The sequence below is a fragment of the Bradyrhizobium manausense genome (genome assembly GCF_018129685.1).
Classification (GTDB): domain Bacteria; phylum Pseudomonadota; class Alphaproteobacteria; order Rhizobiales; family Xanthobacteraceae; genus Bradyrhizobium; species Bradyrhizobium manausense_D.
In genome coordinates this window covers 60,022-76,276 of record NZ_JAFCLG010000021.1, presented here as the reverse complement: position 1 = coordinate 76,276, position 16,255 = coordinate 60,022, and the positions used below count along the sequence as shown (strand labels likewise).

At 64.6% G+C, this 16,255-nt stretch carries 14 protein-coding genes; 5 read left to right on the top strand and 9 right to left on the bottom strand.

Annotated elements, in window-relative coordinates:
- Positions 1–6: 6 nt before the first annotated feature.
- The 3 genes from JQ621_RS30250 to JQ621_RS30240 all read right to left on the bottom strand — a co-directional run bounded on the left by JQ621_RS30250 (position 7) and on the right by JQ621_RS30240 (position 5,194).
- Entirely contained in the window at positions 7–1,464 is a 1,458-nt protein-coding gene (locus JQ621_RS30250) for a cell wall hydrolase (protein ID WP_212240444.1), read from the bottom strand.
- Between the two features lie 547 nt (positions 1,465–2,011).
- Entirely contained in the window at positions 2,012–4,942 is a 2,931-nt protein-coding gene (ppdK, locus tag JQ621_RS30245; RefSeq protein WP_212240442.1) for a pyruvate, phosphate dikinase, read from the bottom strand.
- Positions 4,943–5,038: 96 nt separating this feature from the next.
- Positions 5,039–5,194 carry a DUF3096 domain-containing protein gene (locus tag JQ621_RS30240; protein ID WP_128953280.1) on the bottom strand — a complete coding sequence of 52 codons (156 nt, stop codon included), beginning with the start codon at positions 5,192–5,194 and terminating at the stop codon, positions 5,039–5,041.
- A 220-nt stretch (positions 5,195–5,414) separates the two neighbouring features.
- Here JQ621_RS30240 and JQ621_RS30235 point away from each other — a divergent pair, with 220 nt between their 5' ends.
- On the top strand, positions 5,415–5,768 hold the full coding sequence (locus JQ621_RS30235; protein WP_212240440.1) for a DUF1236 domain-containing protein: 354 nt from the start codon (positions 5,415–5,417) through the stop codon (positions 5,766–5,768).
- Positions 5,769–6,124: 356 nt separating this feature from the next.
- Here the strand turns inward: JQ621_RS30235 and glyS are convergent, their stop codons facing one another.
- The 6 genes from glyS to JQ621_RS30205 form a co-directional block, all read right to left on the bottom strand.
- On the bottom strand, positions 6,125–8,224 hold the full coding sequence (glyS, locus tag JQ621_RS30230; protein ID WP_212240438.1) for a glycine--tRNA ligase subunit beta: 2,100 nt from the start codon (positions 8,222–8,224) through the stop codon (positions 6,125–6,127).
- Complete coding sequence (locus tag JQ621_RS30225; RefSeq protein WP_212240436.1) at positions 8,224–9,159, bottom strand: glycine--tRNA ligase subunit alpha; 936 nt, start codon at positions 9,157–9,159, stop codon at positions 8,224–8,226. Before JQ621_RS30225 ends, glyS begins: the two co-directional genes overlap by 1 nt.
- Positions 9,160–9,406: 247 nt before the next feature.
- Positions 9,407–9,598 carry a hypothetical protein gene (locus JQ621_RS30220; protein WP_212240434.1) on the bottom strand — a complete coding sequence of 64 codons (192 nt, stop codon included), beginning with the start codon at positions 9,596–9,598 and terminating at the stop codon, positions 9,407–9,409.
- 116 nt (positions 9,599–9,714) lie between these two features.
- On the bottom strand, positions 9,715–10,623 hold the full coding sequence (locus JQ621_RS30215) for a S49 family peptidase (RefSeq protein ID WP_212240432.1): 909 nt from the start codon (positions 10,621–10,623) through the stop codon (positions 9,715–9,717).
- 216 nt (positions 10,624–10,839) lie between these two features.
- Complete coding sequence (locus tag JQ621_RS30210; protein WP_212240431.1) at positions 10,840–11,607, bottom strand: tRNA1(Val) (adenine(37)-N6)-methyltransferase; 768 nt, start codon at positions 11,605–11,607, stop codon at positions 10,840–10,842.
- A complete protein-coding gene (locus tag JQ621_RS30205; protein WP_212240429.1) occupies positions 11,600–11,827 on the bottom strand; it encodes a putative signal transducing protein in 228 nt (75 codons plus the stop codon). Before JQ621_RS30205 ends, JQ621_RS30210 begins: the two co-directional genes overlap by 8 nt.
- A 131-nt stretch (positions 11,828–11,958) precedes the next feature.
- Between JQ621_RS30205 and JQ621_RS30200 the strand changes: the two genes are divergently transcribed.
- The 4 genes from JQ621_RS30200 to JQ621_RS30185 all read left to right on the top strand — a co-directional run bounded on the left by JQ621_RS30200 (position 11,959) and on the right by JQ621_RS30185 (position 16,191).
- Positions 11,959–12,966 carry a polyprenyl synthetase family protein gene (locus JQ621_RS30200; RefSeq protein ID WP_183244344.1) on the top strand — a complete coding sequence of 336 codons (1,008 nt, stop codon included), beginning with the start codon at positions 11,959–11,961 and terminating at the stop codon, positions 12,964–12,966.
- Between the two features lie 420 nt (positions 12,967–13,386).
- A complete protein-coding gene (locus tag JQ621_RS30195) occupies positions 13,387–13,902 on the top strand; it encodes a winged helix-turn-helix transcriptional regulator (protein WP_212240427.1) in 516 nt (171 codons plus the stop codon).
- A 1-nt stretch (position 13,903) separates the two neighbouring features.
- Positions 13,904–15,166, top strand: a complete 1,263-nt coding sequence (gene fabF, locus JQ621_RS30190; protein WP_212240425.1) for a beta-ketoacyl-ACP synthase II — start codon at positions 13,904–13,906, stop codon at positions 15,164–15,166.
- 152 nt (positions 15,167–15,318) lie between these two features.
- Positions 15,319–16,191, top strand: a complete 873-nt coding sequence (locus JQ621_RS30185; protein ID WP_212240423.1) for an alpha/beta fold hydrolase — start codon at positions 15,319–15,321, stop codon at positions 16,189–16,191.
- Positions 16,192–16,255: the final 64 nt, after the last annotated feature.

Genomic DNA, 16,255 nt, shown 5'->3' with positions numbered 1-16,255 from the left:
ACGATCTCAGCGCCGCACGACTTCTCCCATCTCGGCTGAGCTCTTGGCTTCCTGGGCGAGCTCGGCCGAGAGCGCGGCGGTCTGCGCCGGCGTGCCCCAGCTCGGCTCCTCGTCCCCGTCCCCCCAGGCGCGCGGACGATAGAAGGTGTGCACGCCGAATCTGTACATCTTCTTCATCTCGGCGACCCAGGACGGACGCACCCAATAGGCGTGGTAGTGCGTCGACTTGCCGACTTCGGGCAGCCAGATCTGGCCGTCGAGCATCGCCTTCGAGATCTTCCTGGCGCGCTCCCACATCTCGGGCTCGCGGATCACGTCGGGATTGTTGTCGCAGGCGAAGGTGAACTGGCAGGCGAGGTGGCGGTACTTGTTCTGATAGACCACCCCGCAGACGGTGTCCGGATATTTACCGGAGAACACGCGGTTCATCACCACCTGCGCGACCGCGATCTGGCCGCGCACGGCTTCGCCGCGGGATTCGAAATAGACCGCCTCGGCAAGGCACTTTTCCGACTTCGCGCGCGACTTGTCGTCGAGCGCCAGACGTTCGGCCGGCGATTTGGCGCGCTGGTTGTCGGCGTTGACTTCGCCCTTGGGCGCGACGCTTTCGCCGCTTTCGATCGCGGCCGCGACGTCCTCGTTCGCCGGCGACAACGAGGCCAGCTTCATGTCGGGATCGGGCGTCACGATCAATGGCTCGGCGCCGGGCTGCCAGCTCTCGATGCTCTCGACATTGCCGCCGATCGAGGAGCTGCCGAAGAACAGGTTCGAGGTCTTCACGCTGAAGGAGTCACGCGGAGGGGCCAGGACCGCCGCCTGCTTCAGCGCGTTGAGCGGCTGCGCGGCAAAGGACAGCGCGACGTCGTCGGCCTTCGGATTGGCATATTGCTGCAACGGCGGTGCGCGCATCGCTTCCTGAAGCTCGGGATCGAGCGCTGCTGCGGATTCCGGCGACATCGCCTGCGGCTGCGCGGCAGGCAGCTGAACCGTTTTGGCGCCGAACACGGACGTGTTCGAGGTCGCGGGGTCTTCCTGCGCAGGCGCAGCGGCGGGCGCCGTCGTCTCAGGCGCTGGCGTCTGTGTCACGGTCGCGAGCCGATCGCCCTTCAGCGCGCGCTCGACCTTGGGGAAATCGGAGGCCTGGTAGCGCGCCGGCGCCTGCAGCAGGGGGTTACGCGAAATCGAACCGGTGACGTCGCGGCCATCGAGGCTTGCGAGGCGAACCATCGCGCTCTGCGGCACCGACGTTCCGATCGGGCGCGAGAAGCTATAAGTGGCGAGCTGAATGGACGAGGCTGCAGAGAACACCTGCTTCTGCCAGCGCTCGGCAACGCCGGGTTGACGCGCCAGCAGCGAGCCAATGTCCTGATATCCGATCTCTCTCGGCATCAATGCGAAGATGCAGAGACCGAGTCCGAAGGATGCGAACCGCGCACCCTTCGGATGGTTACGCAACACAAACATCGATACGCTCACGCTACGCTTACGCCAGTTTCCGATCGAACCCAGTACATCCGTGCAATTCGATCTTTTTCGTGAGTATCTAATTTAGGTTGCCGGGGCGTTAATCCGCGTTGCGCGCGAAGCACACTCAAGCGATGTCAGGTGTTTTCACGGGGCGATGTCGCGCGTTGGTAAATGCGGGCCCACCTGAAGCAGTAAACATCTGGTCAACGCGAATGGTGAAGGAACTCTTGCTGATCATTCTTGCGCGTTCGTATCATTACGGGACTCGCGCGGTTCGATCAGAGCGCAGCGCATGTGTGGAAGCAGATAGCTGTAATTTACCGTCACCCTGAGGTGGCCGCTTCTTCAGCGGCCCTCGAAGGGCGACGGCCCGGCTGCATCTCGGCCGATTCATCCTTCGAGGCTCCCGGCGCGGCGCTGTGCACCGCGCCGCTCGCACCTCAGGATGACGGAGCAACAGCTGCGCGAACTCAACAACCGCGTAGTCGCCTCAAATGAAAAGAGGCGGGCGCTGGCCCCGCCTCTCTCAAATCGTGCCTTCGTCTTACGCCTGGCTCGCAACCGCCTTGCCGAGTGCGGCCTGCGCCGCGGCAAGCCGTGCGATCGGCACGCGATAGGGCGAGCACGACACATAGTCGAGGCCGACATTGTGGCAGAAGGCGACCGAGGCGGGATCGCCGCCGTGCTCGCCGCAGATGCCCATCTTCAGCTTCGGACGCGTCTTGCGACCGCGCGCGACGCCGATCTTGACGAGCTCACCGACGCCTTCCTGGTCGAGCGAGATGAAGGGGTCGATCGAGAGGATGCCCTTCGCCACGTAGGGACCGAGGAAGCTCGCCGCGTCGTCGCGGCTGATGCCGTAGGTCGTCTGCGTCAAATCGTTGGTGCCGAACGAGAAGAACTCGGCGCTCTCGGCGATCTCCTCGGCGAGCAGACATGCGCGCGGCAGCTCGATCATGGTGCCGACCTGATAGGCGATCTTGGTGTTGGTCTCGCGCATCACCGACTTTGCGGTGGCGTCGATGCGCGCCTTGACGAGATCGAGCTCCATCTTGGTCGCGATCAGCGGCACCATCACTTCCAGGCCGACGGCCTTGCCGGTGCGCTTCTCGGCTTCGACTGCCGCCTCGAAGATCGCGCGTGCCTGCATCTCGGCGATCTCAGGGTAGGCGATCGCGATGCGGCAGCCGCGGAAGCCGAGCATCGGATTGAACTCCGACAGCTCGCGCGCGCGGTCGGCCAGACGCCGCGGATCGGTGTTCATGGCACGCGCCACTTCCTCGACCTCGGCGTGGGTGTGCGGCAGGAATTCATGGAGGGGAGGATCCAGAAGCCGGATCGTGACGGGCAGGCCCTTCATGATCTCGAACAGCTCGACGAAATCGGCGCGCTGCATCGGCAGCAACTTGGCAAGCGCTGCACGGCGCGACTGCTCGTCCTCGGAGAGGATCATCTCGCGCACCGTGCGGATGCGGGTCTCCTCGAAGAACATGTGCTCGGTGCGGCAGAGGCCGATGCCTTCCGCGCCGAACTTGATCGCGGTGCGCGCGTCCTCCGGCGTATCGCCGTTGACGCGGACGCCGATCTTGCGGACCTGGTCGGCCCAGTTCATCAGCGTGCCGAACTCGCCCGACAGTTCCGGCTCGATCATAGGCATGCGGCCGGCCAGCACCTGGCCGAGCGAGCCGTCGATGGTAATGACATCGCCGGCCTTGAAGCTGCGCGAGCCGATGCTCATGGTGCCGCGGCCGTAATCGACGCGGATGGTGCCGCAGCCGGAGACGCAGGGCTTGCCCATGCCGCGCGCGACGACAGCGGCGTGCGAGGTCATGCCGCCGCGGGTGGTCAAGATGCCTTCGGCGGCATGCATGCCGTGGATGTCTTCGGGGCTGGTCTCGATGCGGACCAGAATGACCTTGCGTCCGTCGCCCTGCAGCTTGGCCGCTTCGTCCGACGAGAACACGATCTCTCCGGAGGCAGCTCCCGGCGAGGCCGGCAGGCCGGTCGCGATCACGTCGCGCTTGGCATTGGGATCGATGGTCGGATGCAGCAGCTGGTCCAGCGAAGCGGGGTCGATCCGCATCACCGCTTCCTTCTTGCTGATCAGGCCCTCATTGGCGAGCTCGACCGCGATGCGCAGCGCCGCCTTCGCGGTGCGCTTGCCGCCGCGGGTCTGCAGCATCCACAGCTTGCCCTGCTCGACCGTGAACTCCATGTCCTGCATGTCGCGGTAGTGCTTCTCGAGCTGCGTGTAGATCCGCGTCAGCTCCTTGAAGGCCTCCGGCATCGCCGCTTCCATCGACGCCTTGTCGGAGCCCGACTCTTTCCGCGCCTCTTCGGTGATGTCCTGCGGCGTGCGGATGCCCGCCACCACGTCCTCGCCCTGCGCGTTGATCAGGAACTCGCCGTAGAGTTTGCTCTCGCCGGTCGAGGGGTTGCGGGTGAAGGCAACGCCGGTCGCCGAGGTCTCGCCCATGTTGCCGAACACCATGGCCTGCACATTGACGGCCGTGCCCCAGGATTCCGGAATGTCGTGCAGCTTGCGGTAGGTCACCGCGCGCGCGTTCATCCATGACGAAAACACCGCGCCGACCGCGCCCCAGAGCTGGTCGTGCGGATCCTGCGGGAAATCCTTGCCGGTCTCGCGCGCAACCGCATCCTTGTACTTGCCGACCAGACCGACCCAGTCCTCGGCGGAGAGGTCGGTGTCGAGCGTATAGCCCTGGCTGTCCTTGAAGGTGTCGAGGATCTCCTCGAAGTGATGATGCTCGAAGCCTAGCACCACGTCGGAATACATGGTGATGAAGCGGCGATAGCTATCATAGGCGAAACGGCGGTCGCCCGAGAGCTCCGCCAGCGCTTCCACGGTCTGGTCGTTGAGGCCGAGATTGAGCACGGTGTCCATCATGCCCGGCATCGAGGCGCGCGCGCCGGAGCGGACCGAGACGAGCAGCGGGTTCCTGGTGTCGCCGAAGATCTTGCCGGTCAACTTGCCGACATGGTCCAGCGCCTTCTCGACCTGCGACTGCAGTTCCTTCGGGTAGGTTTTGTCGTGGGCGTAGAAATAGGTGCAGACCGAGGTCGGGATGGTGAAGCCCGGAGGCACCGGCAGGCCGAGATTGGCCATCTCCGCGAGGTTGGCGCCCTTGCCGCCGAGCAGGTCGCGCATTTCCGAGCGGCCCTCGGCTTTGCCGTCGCCGAACGTGAAGACCCACTTGTTGGCCGGGATCTTGGCAGGTGCACTCTTGGCAGGTGCACTCTTGGCAGGTGCACTCTTGGCCGGAGCCGCCTTCACCGCGCCCTTGGCTGCGACCTTCGGCGCGGCCTGTTTGGTCGCCGCCTTTGCTGCGGGCTTGGCAACCGGCTTCGGGGCGCTTTTGGCAAGCGCCTTGCGGGCCGCCGGCGCGGCCTTCGCCTTGGCGGAAGGCTTTGATTTCGCTGGGAGTTTCTTAGGCTTCGAGGCGGCTTTGGCCATAGCTTGCACACAACCTGCGAGAGGAAAGGGAAATCGCGCGCCTTACACCACTTTGAGCAGGCCCGCGCAAGTCGAAGAGTTCCGGAAAATGAAGGCCTAGAGATGGAGCCACTTCAGCAAACCGAGCCCGATCGCACCATTGAGGATGAGAAAAATCGCCACGATGAAGTTGAGCAGGCGAGGCATGATCAGGATGAGCACGCCCGCAAGCAGTGACAGCAGCGGCGAGATATGGGCGACGGTGAGGTGCATGAATTATCTTTCGTGACGTGAGGCGAATCGCGGGCGGATCATAGCGGACGTGGTTCCGCGGGTAGAGACTCGTCAGCGGCGCGCGAGTTCCCGGCTTCGCGAAAACTGCCCGAAATTGCCGCGTATGCGGCGAGGCTTTTTCGGAACATCGCGCGAGCCGCAGCATTGGCAACCGGTCGCGCCCATGGCGCCGGCTGAAATCATTTCGAAGGAGTTGCCTATGCGGAACAGGATTCTCGCTCTCGCTGCGCTTGGCTTCGCGCTGGGCGCGCCGATCGCGGCGCAGGCGCAAACCGGGATCACGGTGGGACGCGCGCCCGTGGTGGTCGATGAAGGCCCGACTATCACAGTCGAGCAGCGGCCGGCGTTCCGTGACTATGTCGTCGAACAACGTGTGCCGGCCTTCAGCATTCCCGATCGGGTCGTGGTCGGCACCACCTTACCCGAAACCGGCATTACCTATTATGACGTGCCGCAACGTTTCGGCGCGACCACCTATCGCTACACCGTCGTGAACGGCGAGACCGTGCTGGTCGAGCCGCACTCGCGACGCATCGTCGAGGTGATGGACTAAAGCGCGATGAGAAAAGGGTTGAATCGTCATCGCGCTTTAGCTCTGATCTTTTCGGAAAACCGCTTCACACTTTTCCGGATCATGCTCAAGCGCCGCTCGACGACGAGAGCCGTTCAACTCGGTGTCCGGCGCGTCACATCAATCAGGCTGACGCGAGCAATGTCATCGGACATCAGGCCCCGCCCGGTCTTCCCCCCGCCGGGCGGGGCATTTTTGTGCCCCATCCACAGCCGTCATTCCGGGACACGCCGAAGGCGTGGGCCCGGAATCCATACTCACGATCGTGGTTATGGATTCCGGGCTCGCGCTTCGCGCGCCCCGGAATGACAGCAATATTTGCTGCTCGACCGCGCGCCTCAATCCTGGATCTTCGAGAAATCCGCCACCGCACGCGTGGCACTGCGGATCTCGTTCAGGAGCTTCAAGCGGTTCTCGCGCACCTTCGCATCATCGTCGTTGACGCGCACTTTTTCAAAGAACGCATCGACCGGCGGACGCAGCTTGGCCATCGCGCTCATCGCGGCGGCGAAGTCCTCCTTGGCGACGGCAGCACTCGCCTCCGCGCTGACCTCGCCGATCGCCTTTGCCAGCGCCTTTTCCTCATCGAGACTGTAGAGCGCCGCATCCGGCGCGCCGTCGAAGCTGCGCTTGTCCTTCTTCTCCTCGATGCCAAGGATGTTGCTCGCGCGCTTGATGCCGGCGAGCAGGTTCTTGCCGTCGTCGCTCTCGAGGAATTTTCCGAGCGCCTCGACGCGGCGGACGATCATCAGGAGATCGTCCTGGCCGCCGAGCGCGAACACGGCATCGACGAGATCATGACGCGCGCCTTGCTCGCGGAGCTGGACCTTGAGACGATCGGCGAAGAATGCGAGGAGATCGCTCGGGATCTTGTCCCCATCCGCAGGCTGCACCGACAAACCGGCGAGCGCGGACGCGGCCACCGTCATGAGCGAAAGCCGCAGCGTATTGTCCGCGATCAGCCGGATCACGCCCAGCGCCGCGCGACGCAGCGCATATGGGTCCTTGCTTCCCGTCGGTTTCTCGTCGATGGCCCAGAAGCCAATCAACGTGTCGAGTTTGTCGGCAAGCGCCACCGCGACGCTGACCGGATCGGTCGGCACGCGATCGGTCGGACCTTGCGGCTTGTAGTGCTCCTCGCAAGCCGCGGCGACGGAAGCATCCTCGCCCTGGGCAAGCGCATAGTACTTACCCATCAGCCCCTGCACCTCGGGGAATTCGCCGACGACTTCGGTCAGCAAGTCCGCCTTGGCCAGATGCGCGGCACGCGTCGCCTTGGCGACATCGGCGCCGACCAGCGGCGCGATCTCCGCGGCGAGGCGCTCGATCCGCTTGATGCGCTCAGCCTGCGTGCCGAGCTTCTCGTGGAACACGATCTGGTCGAACTTCGGCAGCCGATCCTCGAGCCTGGTCTTGAGGTCAGTCTCGTAAAAAAACTTCGCATCGCTCAGCCGCGCGCGGATCACGCGCTCGTTGCCGCCGATGATGGTCTTGCCACCATCGGTGGCCTCGATGTTGGCGACCAGGATGAACTTGCTCGCGAGCTTGCCCGTCTTGGGGTCGCGCACCACGAAGCATTTCTGGTTGTTGCGGATGGTGGCGCGGATCACCTCATCCGGAGTCTTCAAGAACTCTTGCTCGAACGAGCCCATCAGCACCACCGGCCATTCGACGAGGCCTGAGACCTCGTCGAGCAGGTTCTGGTCCTCGACCAATTCAAACCCTTGCGCAAACGCCAGCTGCTTGGCGTCGGTGAGGATTGCATCCTTGCGCCGCTCGGGGTCGAGCACGACCTTCGCGTCCAGGAGCTTGGCCTCGTAATCCTCGAAGCGGCGGACAGAAATCGCTGACGGCGCCATGAAGCGATGGCCGTAGGTGGTCTGGCCGCTCTCGATGCCATCGACCTGGAACTTCACGATATCGGGCTCTTCGGTCTCGAGGCCGAAGGTCGCGGTGATCGCGTGCAGCGGACGCACCCAGCTCAGCGAGCCGGGCTTGGCCGAAAGGGCGCCCCAGCGCATCGATTTCGGCCAGGGGAAGGTGCGGATGATGACGGGCAGGATTTCCGCGAGCACGTCGATCGCGTCGCGTCCGGCCTTCTCGATCAAACCGATGTAGAAATCACCCTTGGGGTCGCGCTGGATCTTGGCTTCATCGAGCGACTTCAGGCCTGTCGCCTTCAGAAAGCCCTGCACGGCCGCATCGGGGGCGCCGACTTTCGGTCCGCGGCGCTCGGTCTTCAGGTCAGGCTGGCGCGCGGGGATGCCATGCACGGTGAGCGCGAGGCGGCGCGGCGTCGCAAAGGCTTTCGCGCCTTCGTAGACGAGACCTTCGGCGACGAGCTTCTCGGTGACAAGACGACGCAGATCGTCGGCCGCCTTGGCCTGCATGCGCGCGGGAATTTCTTCGGAGAACAGCTCCAGCAAAAGATCGGGCATCAGGCCGCTCCGCCCGCTTCAGTGTGGATCCAGGCCTCGCCGCAGGCTTTTGCAAGTTCGCGCACGCGAAGAATGTAGCTCTGCCGCTCGGTCACCGAGATCACGCCGCGCGCATCGAGCAGGTTGAAGACATGGCTCGCCTTGATGCACTGGTCATAGGCCGGCAGCGCCATCAGGTGCTCTTTGCGATTGCCCTCGCGCCAACCGGACTCGAGATATTTCCGGCAGGCCGCTTCAGCCATCTTGAACTGCTCGAACAGCATCGCGGTGTCGGCAATTTCGAAATTGTGCCGCGAATATTCCCGCTCGGCCTGGAGGAAGACGTCGCCATAGGTGACCTTGGCATCACCCTCGCGGCCGTTGAAATTGAGGTCGTAGACGCGGTCGACGCCCTGCACATACATCGCGAGGCGCTCGAGCCCGTAGGTGAGCTCGCCGGCGACCGGCGCGCATTCGAAGCCGGCGACCTGCTGGAAGTAGGTGAACTGGCTGACTTCCATGCCGTCGCACCAGCACTCCCAGCCAAGGCCCCAGGCACCCAGCGTCGGGCTTTCCCAATCGTCCTCGACGAAGCGGATGTCGTGCACGGCGGAATCGATGCCGATCGCGGCGAGCGACTTCAGGTACAGCTCCTGAAGGTTCGGCGGCGACGGCTTCATGATCACCTGGAACTGGTAATAGTGCTGCATCCGGTTCGGGTTCTCGCCGTAGCGGCCATCCTTGGGCCGGCGCGAGGGCTGCACATAGGCCGCGTTCCAGGGTTTGGGCCCGAGCGCGCGCAAGGTGGTGGCCGGATGGAAGGTCCCCGCGCCCATCTCCATGTCGTAGGGCTGCAGGATCACGCAGCCCTGCTCGGCCCAGAACCGCTGGAGCGCGAGGATGAAGCCCTGGAACGAGCGTTCCGGGCGCATATGGGCGGGCAATGAGGCGTCCATCGTCAGATCAGGCTCTCGCGGGGGGTTTTGAATCGCGCGGGACCGTATCGACGGCGGGGAAGGGAATCAAGGCAAAGGGACGGATTCGGGCCATTCCGGCACGATGCCGCACGGTGGGCAAAGGCGCCCTTGCGCCGTGCCCACCATCTTTCGTCAACCGCGACCGAAAACGGTGGGCACGCCTCCGGTGCGCTTTCGCGCCCCGCCGGCTTTGCCCACCCTACGGCAGCTGTGTGAAATTGAAGAACTAACCCGGCCTATAAGCCCCGGTGACGGGGTCCCGCTTCAACGTCCGAATTTCCCCGGCGTGAGCGGCTTCGGCGACGCGCGAGAGGCGCATCTCCTCCAGCTCCTCATTGATCCTGATGGCGGTCTTGTAGGCCCAGCGGACCACGGCAAGCCCACCTAGCACGCCCGCAAATGCAACGAACGGCGGCATCGGTCGATCCTTGTTCAATGCTCAGCCCCCACGCGCATATTCGCGCAGTCCGGGCCGCGCCGCAATCGGCCCGGCTTCAAGTTCCCCTGGACCAAATGGCGCGGGAGGGCCTCCGCCTAGAACCCGAATTTCGCCCAAATCGCCCGCGTCTCGACTGCCGAGATGAGCTCGTCCGGCAGCCCGACCATTGATTCCATGGCCGAAAGCTGGCCCGCGCCGGGCGATTTCCGCCCCAGCAGGCCGGACAGCAGCCCGGCCGGCTGCGCGATCACGGGGGTGAGAACCTTCTCGCCATAGCGGGCACGAAGAGTTGAGCGGATATCGCCGATGCCGTCGGCGAGCCCAAGTTCGACCGAGGTCTCGCCAGCCCAGTACTCGCCGGTGAACAAGGTGTCGTCGGCGCCCTTCAGCCTGGTACCGCGGCTCTCCTTCACCAGGGCGATGAAGATCTGGTGGATCTCGCGCTGAAGCGCCTTGAGCCTGGCGACGTCGTCGGGGTTTTCGGGGAGGAACGGATCAAGCATCGCCTTGTGCGCGCCCGCCGTGTAGAGCCGCCGCTCGATGCCGAGCCGCTTGATCGCCTCCTGGAAACCGAAGCTACCGCCGACCACGCCGATCGAGCCGAGGATCGAGGACGGATCGCAAAAAATCTCGTCGCCGGCGCAGGCAATCATGTAGCCGCCGGAGGCCGCGACGTCCTCGACGAACACCAGCACCGGCAACTTCTTCTCCGCCGCAAGCTGCTTGATGCGCAAGTAGATCTGCCGCGACTGGACGGGTGAGCCGCCGGGCGAATTGATCACCAGCGCGACCGCCTTGGCGTTGCGGACCGAAAAGGCCCGCTCCAGCACGCGGGCGACGCCCGCGAGCGTCATGCCCGGGCGCAGCGGCGTCACCGCGCCGATGACGCCCGATAGGCGCACCACCGGCACCACGGTCGTGCCCGGGCGGAAGCGCGCCGGCAGATATTGCATGAGCTTGTCGGCCAAGCCGGAACTCGCGCGATCGTTCAATTGTTCGGCCATGCCGTTACTCCTGATTAACCAATTCTTATCACGCGACTGTCATTGCTGGTGCCTGGAACGTGTTTTGCAGAATCCTCGCTGGGAAGCTGCAATGAGGCAGCGGAGAAAATGCCATGAAGATCTATCTGCTGTTGATGCTGATCGGCGCGCTCTTCACTGCGATTCGCTTTACATCCCAGCCCGAACAGCGGTCGGAATCGCTTCCGCAGTAAGCCGTCACGGCTCTGCCAGCGGCAGGACCGCCCTCCCCTCCAGAATATTCCGCACCTCTTTTTTAGGCAGACGTGACCCGTCATTGAGCATGAGGCCCGGCAACAAGCGCAGCGGCGCTCGGCCACCTTTAACGGCACGCACCAGAACACGGATCGCAGGTTTTTCTGCATCGCCATGAATGGGCAGCACCGACAGGCTGCCGAAACCGCGTGACAGCGCTGCCAAAACCTCCGCCAATCCATCCGCGCGCCAGATCAAGGTCAACACACCGTTCGATCGGAGGATGCGCCGCGCTGCATGCACCCACGCATGCAGCGTCTCTTCCGTTGCAACATGCGCGGCCTGACGCGCCTGGTCCGGCGAGCCGCGGTGTCGCGAGGGATCATTGAAGGGCGGGTTCATCAACAAGCGGTCCGCGCTGTCAGGCATGAGCCCATGGGCCGCAAAGACCCGCGGGTCCGCCGTCACGTCGAGCACGATCACATCAGCGTCAATTGCGTTCGCGGCAGCATTGACGCGTGCGAGCTCGGCCAGTTCCGGATTGATCTCGACAAGGCAAAGCTTGAGGCCAGCCACACGCCGGGCCAGCGCCAACCCAGCCGTGCCGACGCCAGTGCCGAGATCGACCACACGGTCGCCTTCGCGGGCCTCGGTCGCCGCCGCAAGCAGAATTGCATCGTGCCCGGCCCGGTGGCCGGATCGCTTCTGCTTCAGCAGCAGCTGGCCGCCGAGAAGGGCGTCCTCGGTGAGATCTGTGACGACGTCAATCATCGCCGCGCAGTTCGTGGCTGAGGCCGGCGTCGGTCAGGAGCTGGCGGGCCTCGATGGCATCGTCGTCATGGACCAGGATCCGCCGCGGCAGGACGCCGAGCGAGCCCTCAATGATGCTCATATTCTGGTCCAGCACCAGATGATGGATGTTGGCGCCGTCGAGCAACGCGCCGATCGCCGACACCAGCACGATATCGTTGGTCCGAACCAGTTCACGCAAAACGAGCCTCCTGCCTCAAACGGGTCAAAGCGGCAAATGTCAATGGTTCCACAGGCCTTGCCGCATCCCCGTCCAGTTTCTATTGTCTTTCCATCAGAATAGCCCCTCCGGGGCAAATATTGGAGACCGGCGTGGCCGTCATCGTACCTTTCGAAACCCCCGGCGCGTCGATCGAAGAGCTGGTTGCCCTTGTCGCCCCTGACATGGAGCGCGTCAACGCCACGATCCTGTCGCGGACCGGCTCGGACGTGACCATGATCCCCGAGGTTGCCAACCATCTGATCTCTTCCGGCGGCAAGCGGCTGCGGCCGATGCTGACGCTCGCCATGGCCAATCTCGCCGGCTATACCGGCGACGGCCACATCAAGCTCGCCGCGTCCGTCGAGTTCATGCACACCGCCACGCTCCTGCACGACGACGTCGTCGACGAGAGCGAGATGCGCCGCGGCAAGCTCTCCGCGCGTATGCTCTGGGGCAACGAGGCGAGCGTGCTGGTCGGCGACTTCCTGCTGGGACAGGCTTTCCGCATGATGGTCGAGGTCGGCTCGCTGCGCGCGCTCGACATCCTCTCGGCCGCCGCCGCCACCATCGCCGAAGGCGAGGTGATGCAGCTCGCCGCCGCCAAGAACACCGCGACCACCGAGGACGAATATCTCGCGGTGATCCGCGGCAAGACTGCCGAGCTGTTTGCGGCGGCCTGCGAGGTCGGTCCTGTCATCGCCAACCGCCCTAAGGCCGAGCAGACCGCCTGCCGCTCGGTCGGCATGAATCTCGGTATCGCCTTCCAGCTCGTCGATGACGTGCTCGACTATGGCGGCAAGAGCGCAAAGCTCGGCAAGAACACCGGCGACGATTTCCGCGAGGGCAAGATCACCCTGCCGGTGGTGCTCGCCTTCCGCCGCGGCAACGACACCGAGCGCGCGTTCTGGATCAAGGCGCTCGAGCGCGGCGAGATCGGCGACAGCGATCTCGATCATGCCATCGGCCTGATGAACAAGCACCGCGCGCTCGAGGACACGCTGAGCCGCGCCCAGCACTACGGCGCCATGGCGGTGGACGCGCTGGCGCTGTTCCCGCCCTCGCCGATGAAGAGCGCGCTGGAGCAGGTGGTGGCGTTCTGCCTGGCACGGTCGCATTAGTTTTATCGCGTACTGCGGCAACATCAGTGTCGTCCCGGCGAAGGCCGGGAGCCATACCGCGTGATCCATCGGTGACCGCGGATGCGCGTATCGCGCGAAGACATCTTCACCACTAGTCTTCGTCAAGCTACTTGCTGTGGTTATGGGTCCCGGCCTTCGCCGGGACGACGCCTGTGGGATAGCGTCACCACTGCATCAACACCGTCTTTGCGAGCGCAGCGAAGCAATCCAGAATCCTTCCGCGGAAACAGTCTGGATTGCTTCGCTGCGCTCGCAATGACGGAGCAAGGTGTTCACGGCGTCGTCCACAAACCAGCATTCGGACCCCAGCGACAGATTCGAGGTCTCGTGGTTCGCCCCACCCGCACCGTGAGGTCCAGTAACTTGCATTTTGCAAGCCACTCCCTTACCTTCCCTGCCATGCAGCCCAAATCCCCCTCGATCCAGGAATGCCCGGTCGGCCGCGCCGTGGAGACGGTCGGCGAATGGTGGAGCATCCTGATCCTGCGGGATGCGTTGCAGGGCTCGACGCGGTTTGACGAGTTCGAGCGCAATCTTGGCATCGCGCCGAACATCCTGTCGCGGCGCCTCGCCCATCTCTCCAACACCGGGATGTTCGTCCGCCGCCGCTATCAGCAGCGACCGCCGCGTTACGAATATGTGCTGACGGACAAGGCGCGGGATTTCTTTCCCGTCATCGCGGCCTTGCTCGCCTGGGGCAACAAGCACCTCGCGCCAAAGGGGGAATCCATCTTGCTGGCGAACCGGGACGATCGTCGGCCATTCGATCCGGTCCTGGTCGATGCGGCCGACAAGCAACCGATCACGCTCGCCAATGCGGTGGTGATCGCAGGGCCCCGCGCCAGCCGCTTGATGCGGCAGCGGCTGACCTCGCTCAAAGCCATGAACCCGGCCGTTGCGCCGGCCGGAGACTGACATGCGTCGTATCGTCGTGACGGGAATGGGCGCGGTGTCGCCGCTCGGCTGTGGTGTCGAGACTTCGTGGCGCCGGCTGCTTGCCGGCCAAAGTGGCTTGCGTCCTCTGCCCCAATGGTCGCAGGCGCTGCCCGCACGCATTGCCGGCCTCGTGCCCGACAAGGCCGACGATGCGGACGGTGGCTTCGATCCTGCCGACGCCGCCGCGCCAAAGGACCAGCGCAAGATGGACCGCTTCATCCTGTTCGCGCTGCTCGCGACTGCAGAGGCGATCGCGCAGGCGAAATGGACGCCGCAGGATGCGGCATCGCTGGAGCGGACCGCGACGATCATCGGCTCCGGCGTCGGCGGCTTTCCGGCGATGGCGGAAGCGGTGCGCATCACCGAACAGCGTGGCCCGCGCCGGCTGTCGCCGTTCACGATCCCCTCGTTCCTTGCCAATCTCGCCGCCGGCCACGTCTCGATCAAATACGGCTACAAGGGCGCGCTGGGCACGCCGGTCACCGCATGCGCCGCCGGCGTTCAGGCGATCGGCGATGCCGCACGCATGATCCGCGCTGGCGAGGCCGATGTCGCGATCTGCGGCGGCGCGGAAGCCTGCATCGACATCGTCAGCCTCGGCGGCTTCGCCGCTGCCCGCGCGCTGTCGAGCGGCTTCAACGACGAACCGGCACGCGCCTCGCGCCCGTTCGATCGCGATCGCGACGGCTTTGTCATGGGCGAAGGCGCCGGCATCCTGGTGATCGAGGAGCTGGAGCATGCGCTCGCGCGCGGCGCCTCACCGATGGCGGAGATCATTGGATATGGCACCACGGCCGATGCCTATCACATGACGTCGGGGCCGCCGGATGGCGACGGCGCCCGTCGCGCCATGGAGATCGCACTCCAGCAGGCGAAACTTGCGCCCGCAGATCTGCAGCACCTCAACGCACATGCGACCTCGACGCCGGCCGGTGACGAGAGCGAGCTCGGCGCGATCGGCGCGCTGTTCGGCCGCAACAAGTCCATCGCGGTAAGCGCAACCAAATCAGCCACGGGCCATCTGCTCGGCGCGGCCGGCGGCCTCGAGGCGATCTTCACCGTGCTCGCCTTGCGCGACCAGATCGCACCGCCGACGCTCAATTTCGAAACCCCCGATCCTGCCGCTGACGGCATCGACATCGTCGCTGGAAGCGCGCGGCCCATGCCGATGCAGAACGCCATCTCCAACGGCTTTGGCTTCGGCGGCGTGAACGCCAGCGCGATCTTCCGCCGCATGGGCTAGGCGACTGGCCTTGCAATCGCGCAGGGGCTCGGTCCGTGGGCCGATGTCTGGCGACGGAACGATTCCGAAGCGAGCGTGAGCGATTGCTTGTCGAATGGCCGGCAGCAGGCTAGTTCAAGGCATCTGCCGTCAGTCCTGGGGATCGCGACCTGATGCTCGTCCCACAAAGCCGCTTCTATCAATCTCACGGCCTGCAGCTGCATTACGCCGATTGGGGCAATGCGGACGCGGCGCCTCTCATCCTGGTCCATGGCGGCCGCGATCATTGCCGGAGCTGGGACGCCATCGCGCGATCGCTGCAACCGCATTTTCATGTGATCGCGCCCGACCTGCGCGGCCACGGCGATTCCGACTGGACCCGAGGCGGCAGCTACGCACTGACCGAATATGTCTACGATCTCGCCCAGCTCGTTCGCAGCGTCGCGGCGTCTCACGTGACGCTCATCGGCCATTCGATGGGCGGCATGGTGAGCCTGATCTTTTCGGGGGCGTTCCCCGAACTGGTCTCGAAGCTCGTCGTGCTCGACGGCGTGACGATGCTGCCGGATTCACCGAAGCCCCCAGTGCACGAGCGCATCAGCAGATGGGTCGGCCAGCTCGACAGGCTGCACGACCGCACGCCGCGCCGCTATGCGACCCTCGAGGATGCGGCTGCGCAGATGGTGCTTCACAACAAGCGTCTCAACCGCGAGCTCGCGTTACATCTTGCAACGCATGGCGCGCGGCAGAATGAGGACGGCACCTATAGCTGGAAGTTCGATCCCTACCAGCGCGCCTCCGCACCGCACCGGCTCTGGCCGGACGACCACGTCGCGCTGTGGTCGCGTATTGCGTGTCCGACACTGCTGCTCAACGCCGGGGAAAGCTTTCTCGCGGGTGCCCGGTCGGCAGGCCTGGAGCGCTATTTCCAGCAGGCGCGCATCGAAACCATCGCCGGCGCCGGGCACTGGCTGCAGCACGACAAGCCGGAGGAAGTGCTGAGCGAGATCCGGAAGTTTTTGGGGCTGGCGGACGGCGCGAATTAGTTTTGCAGCCGTAGGGTGGGCAAAGCGAAGCGTGCCCACCATCTGTCGCTATCATTGATGGATC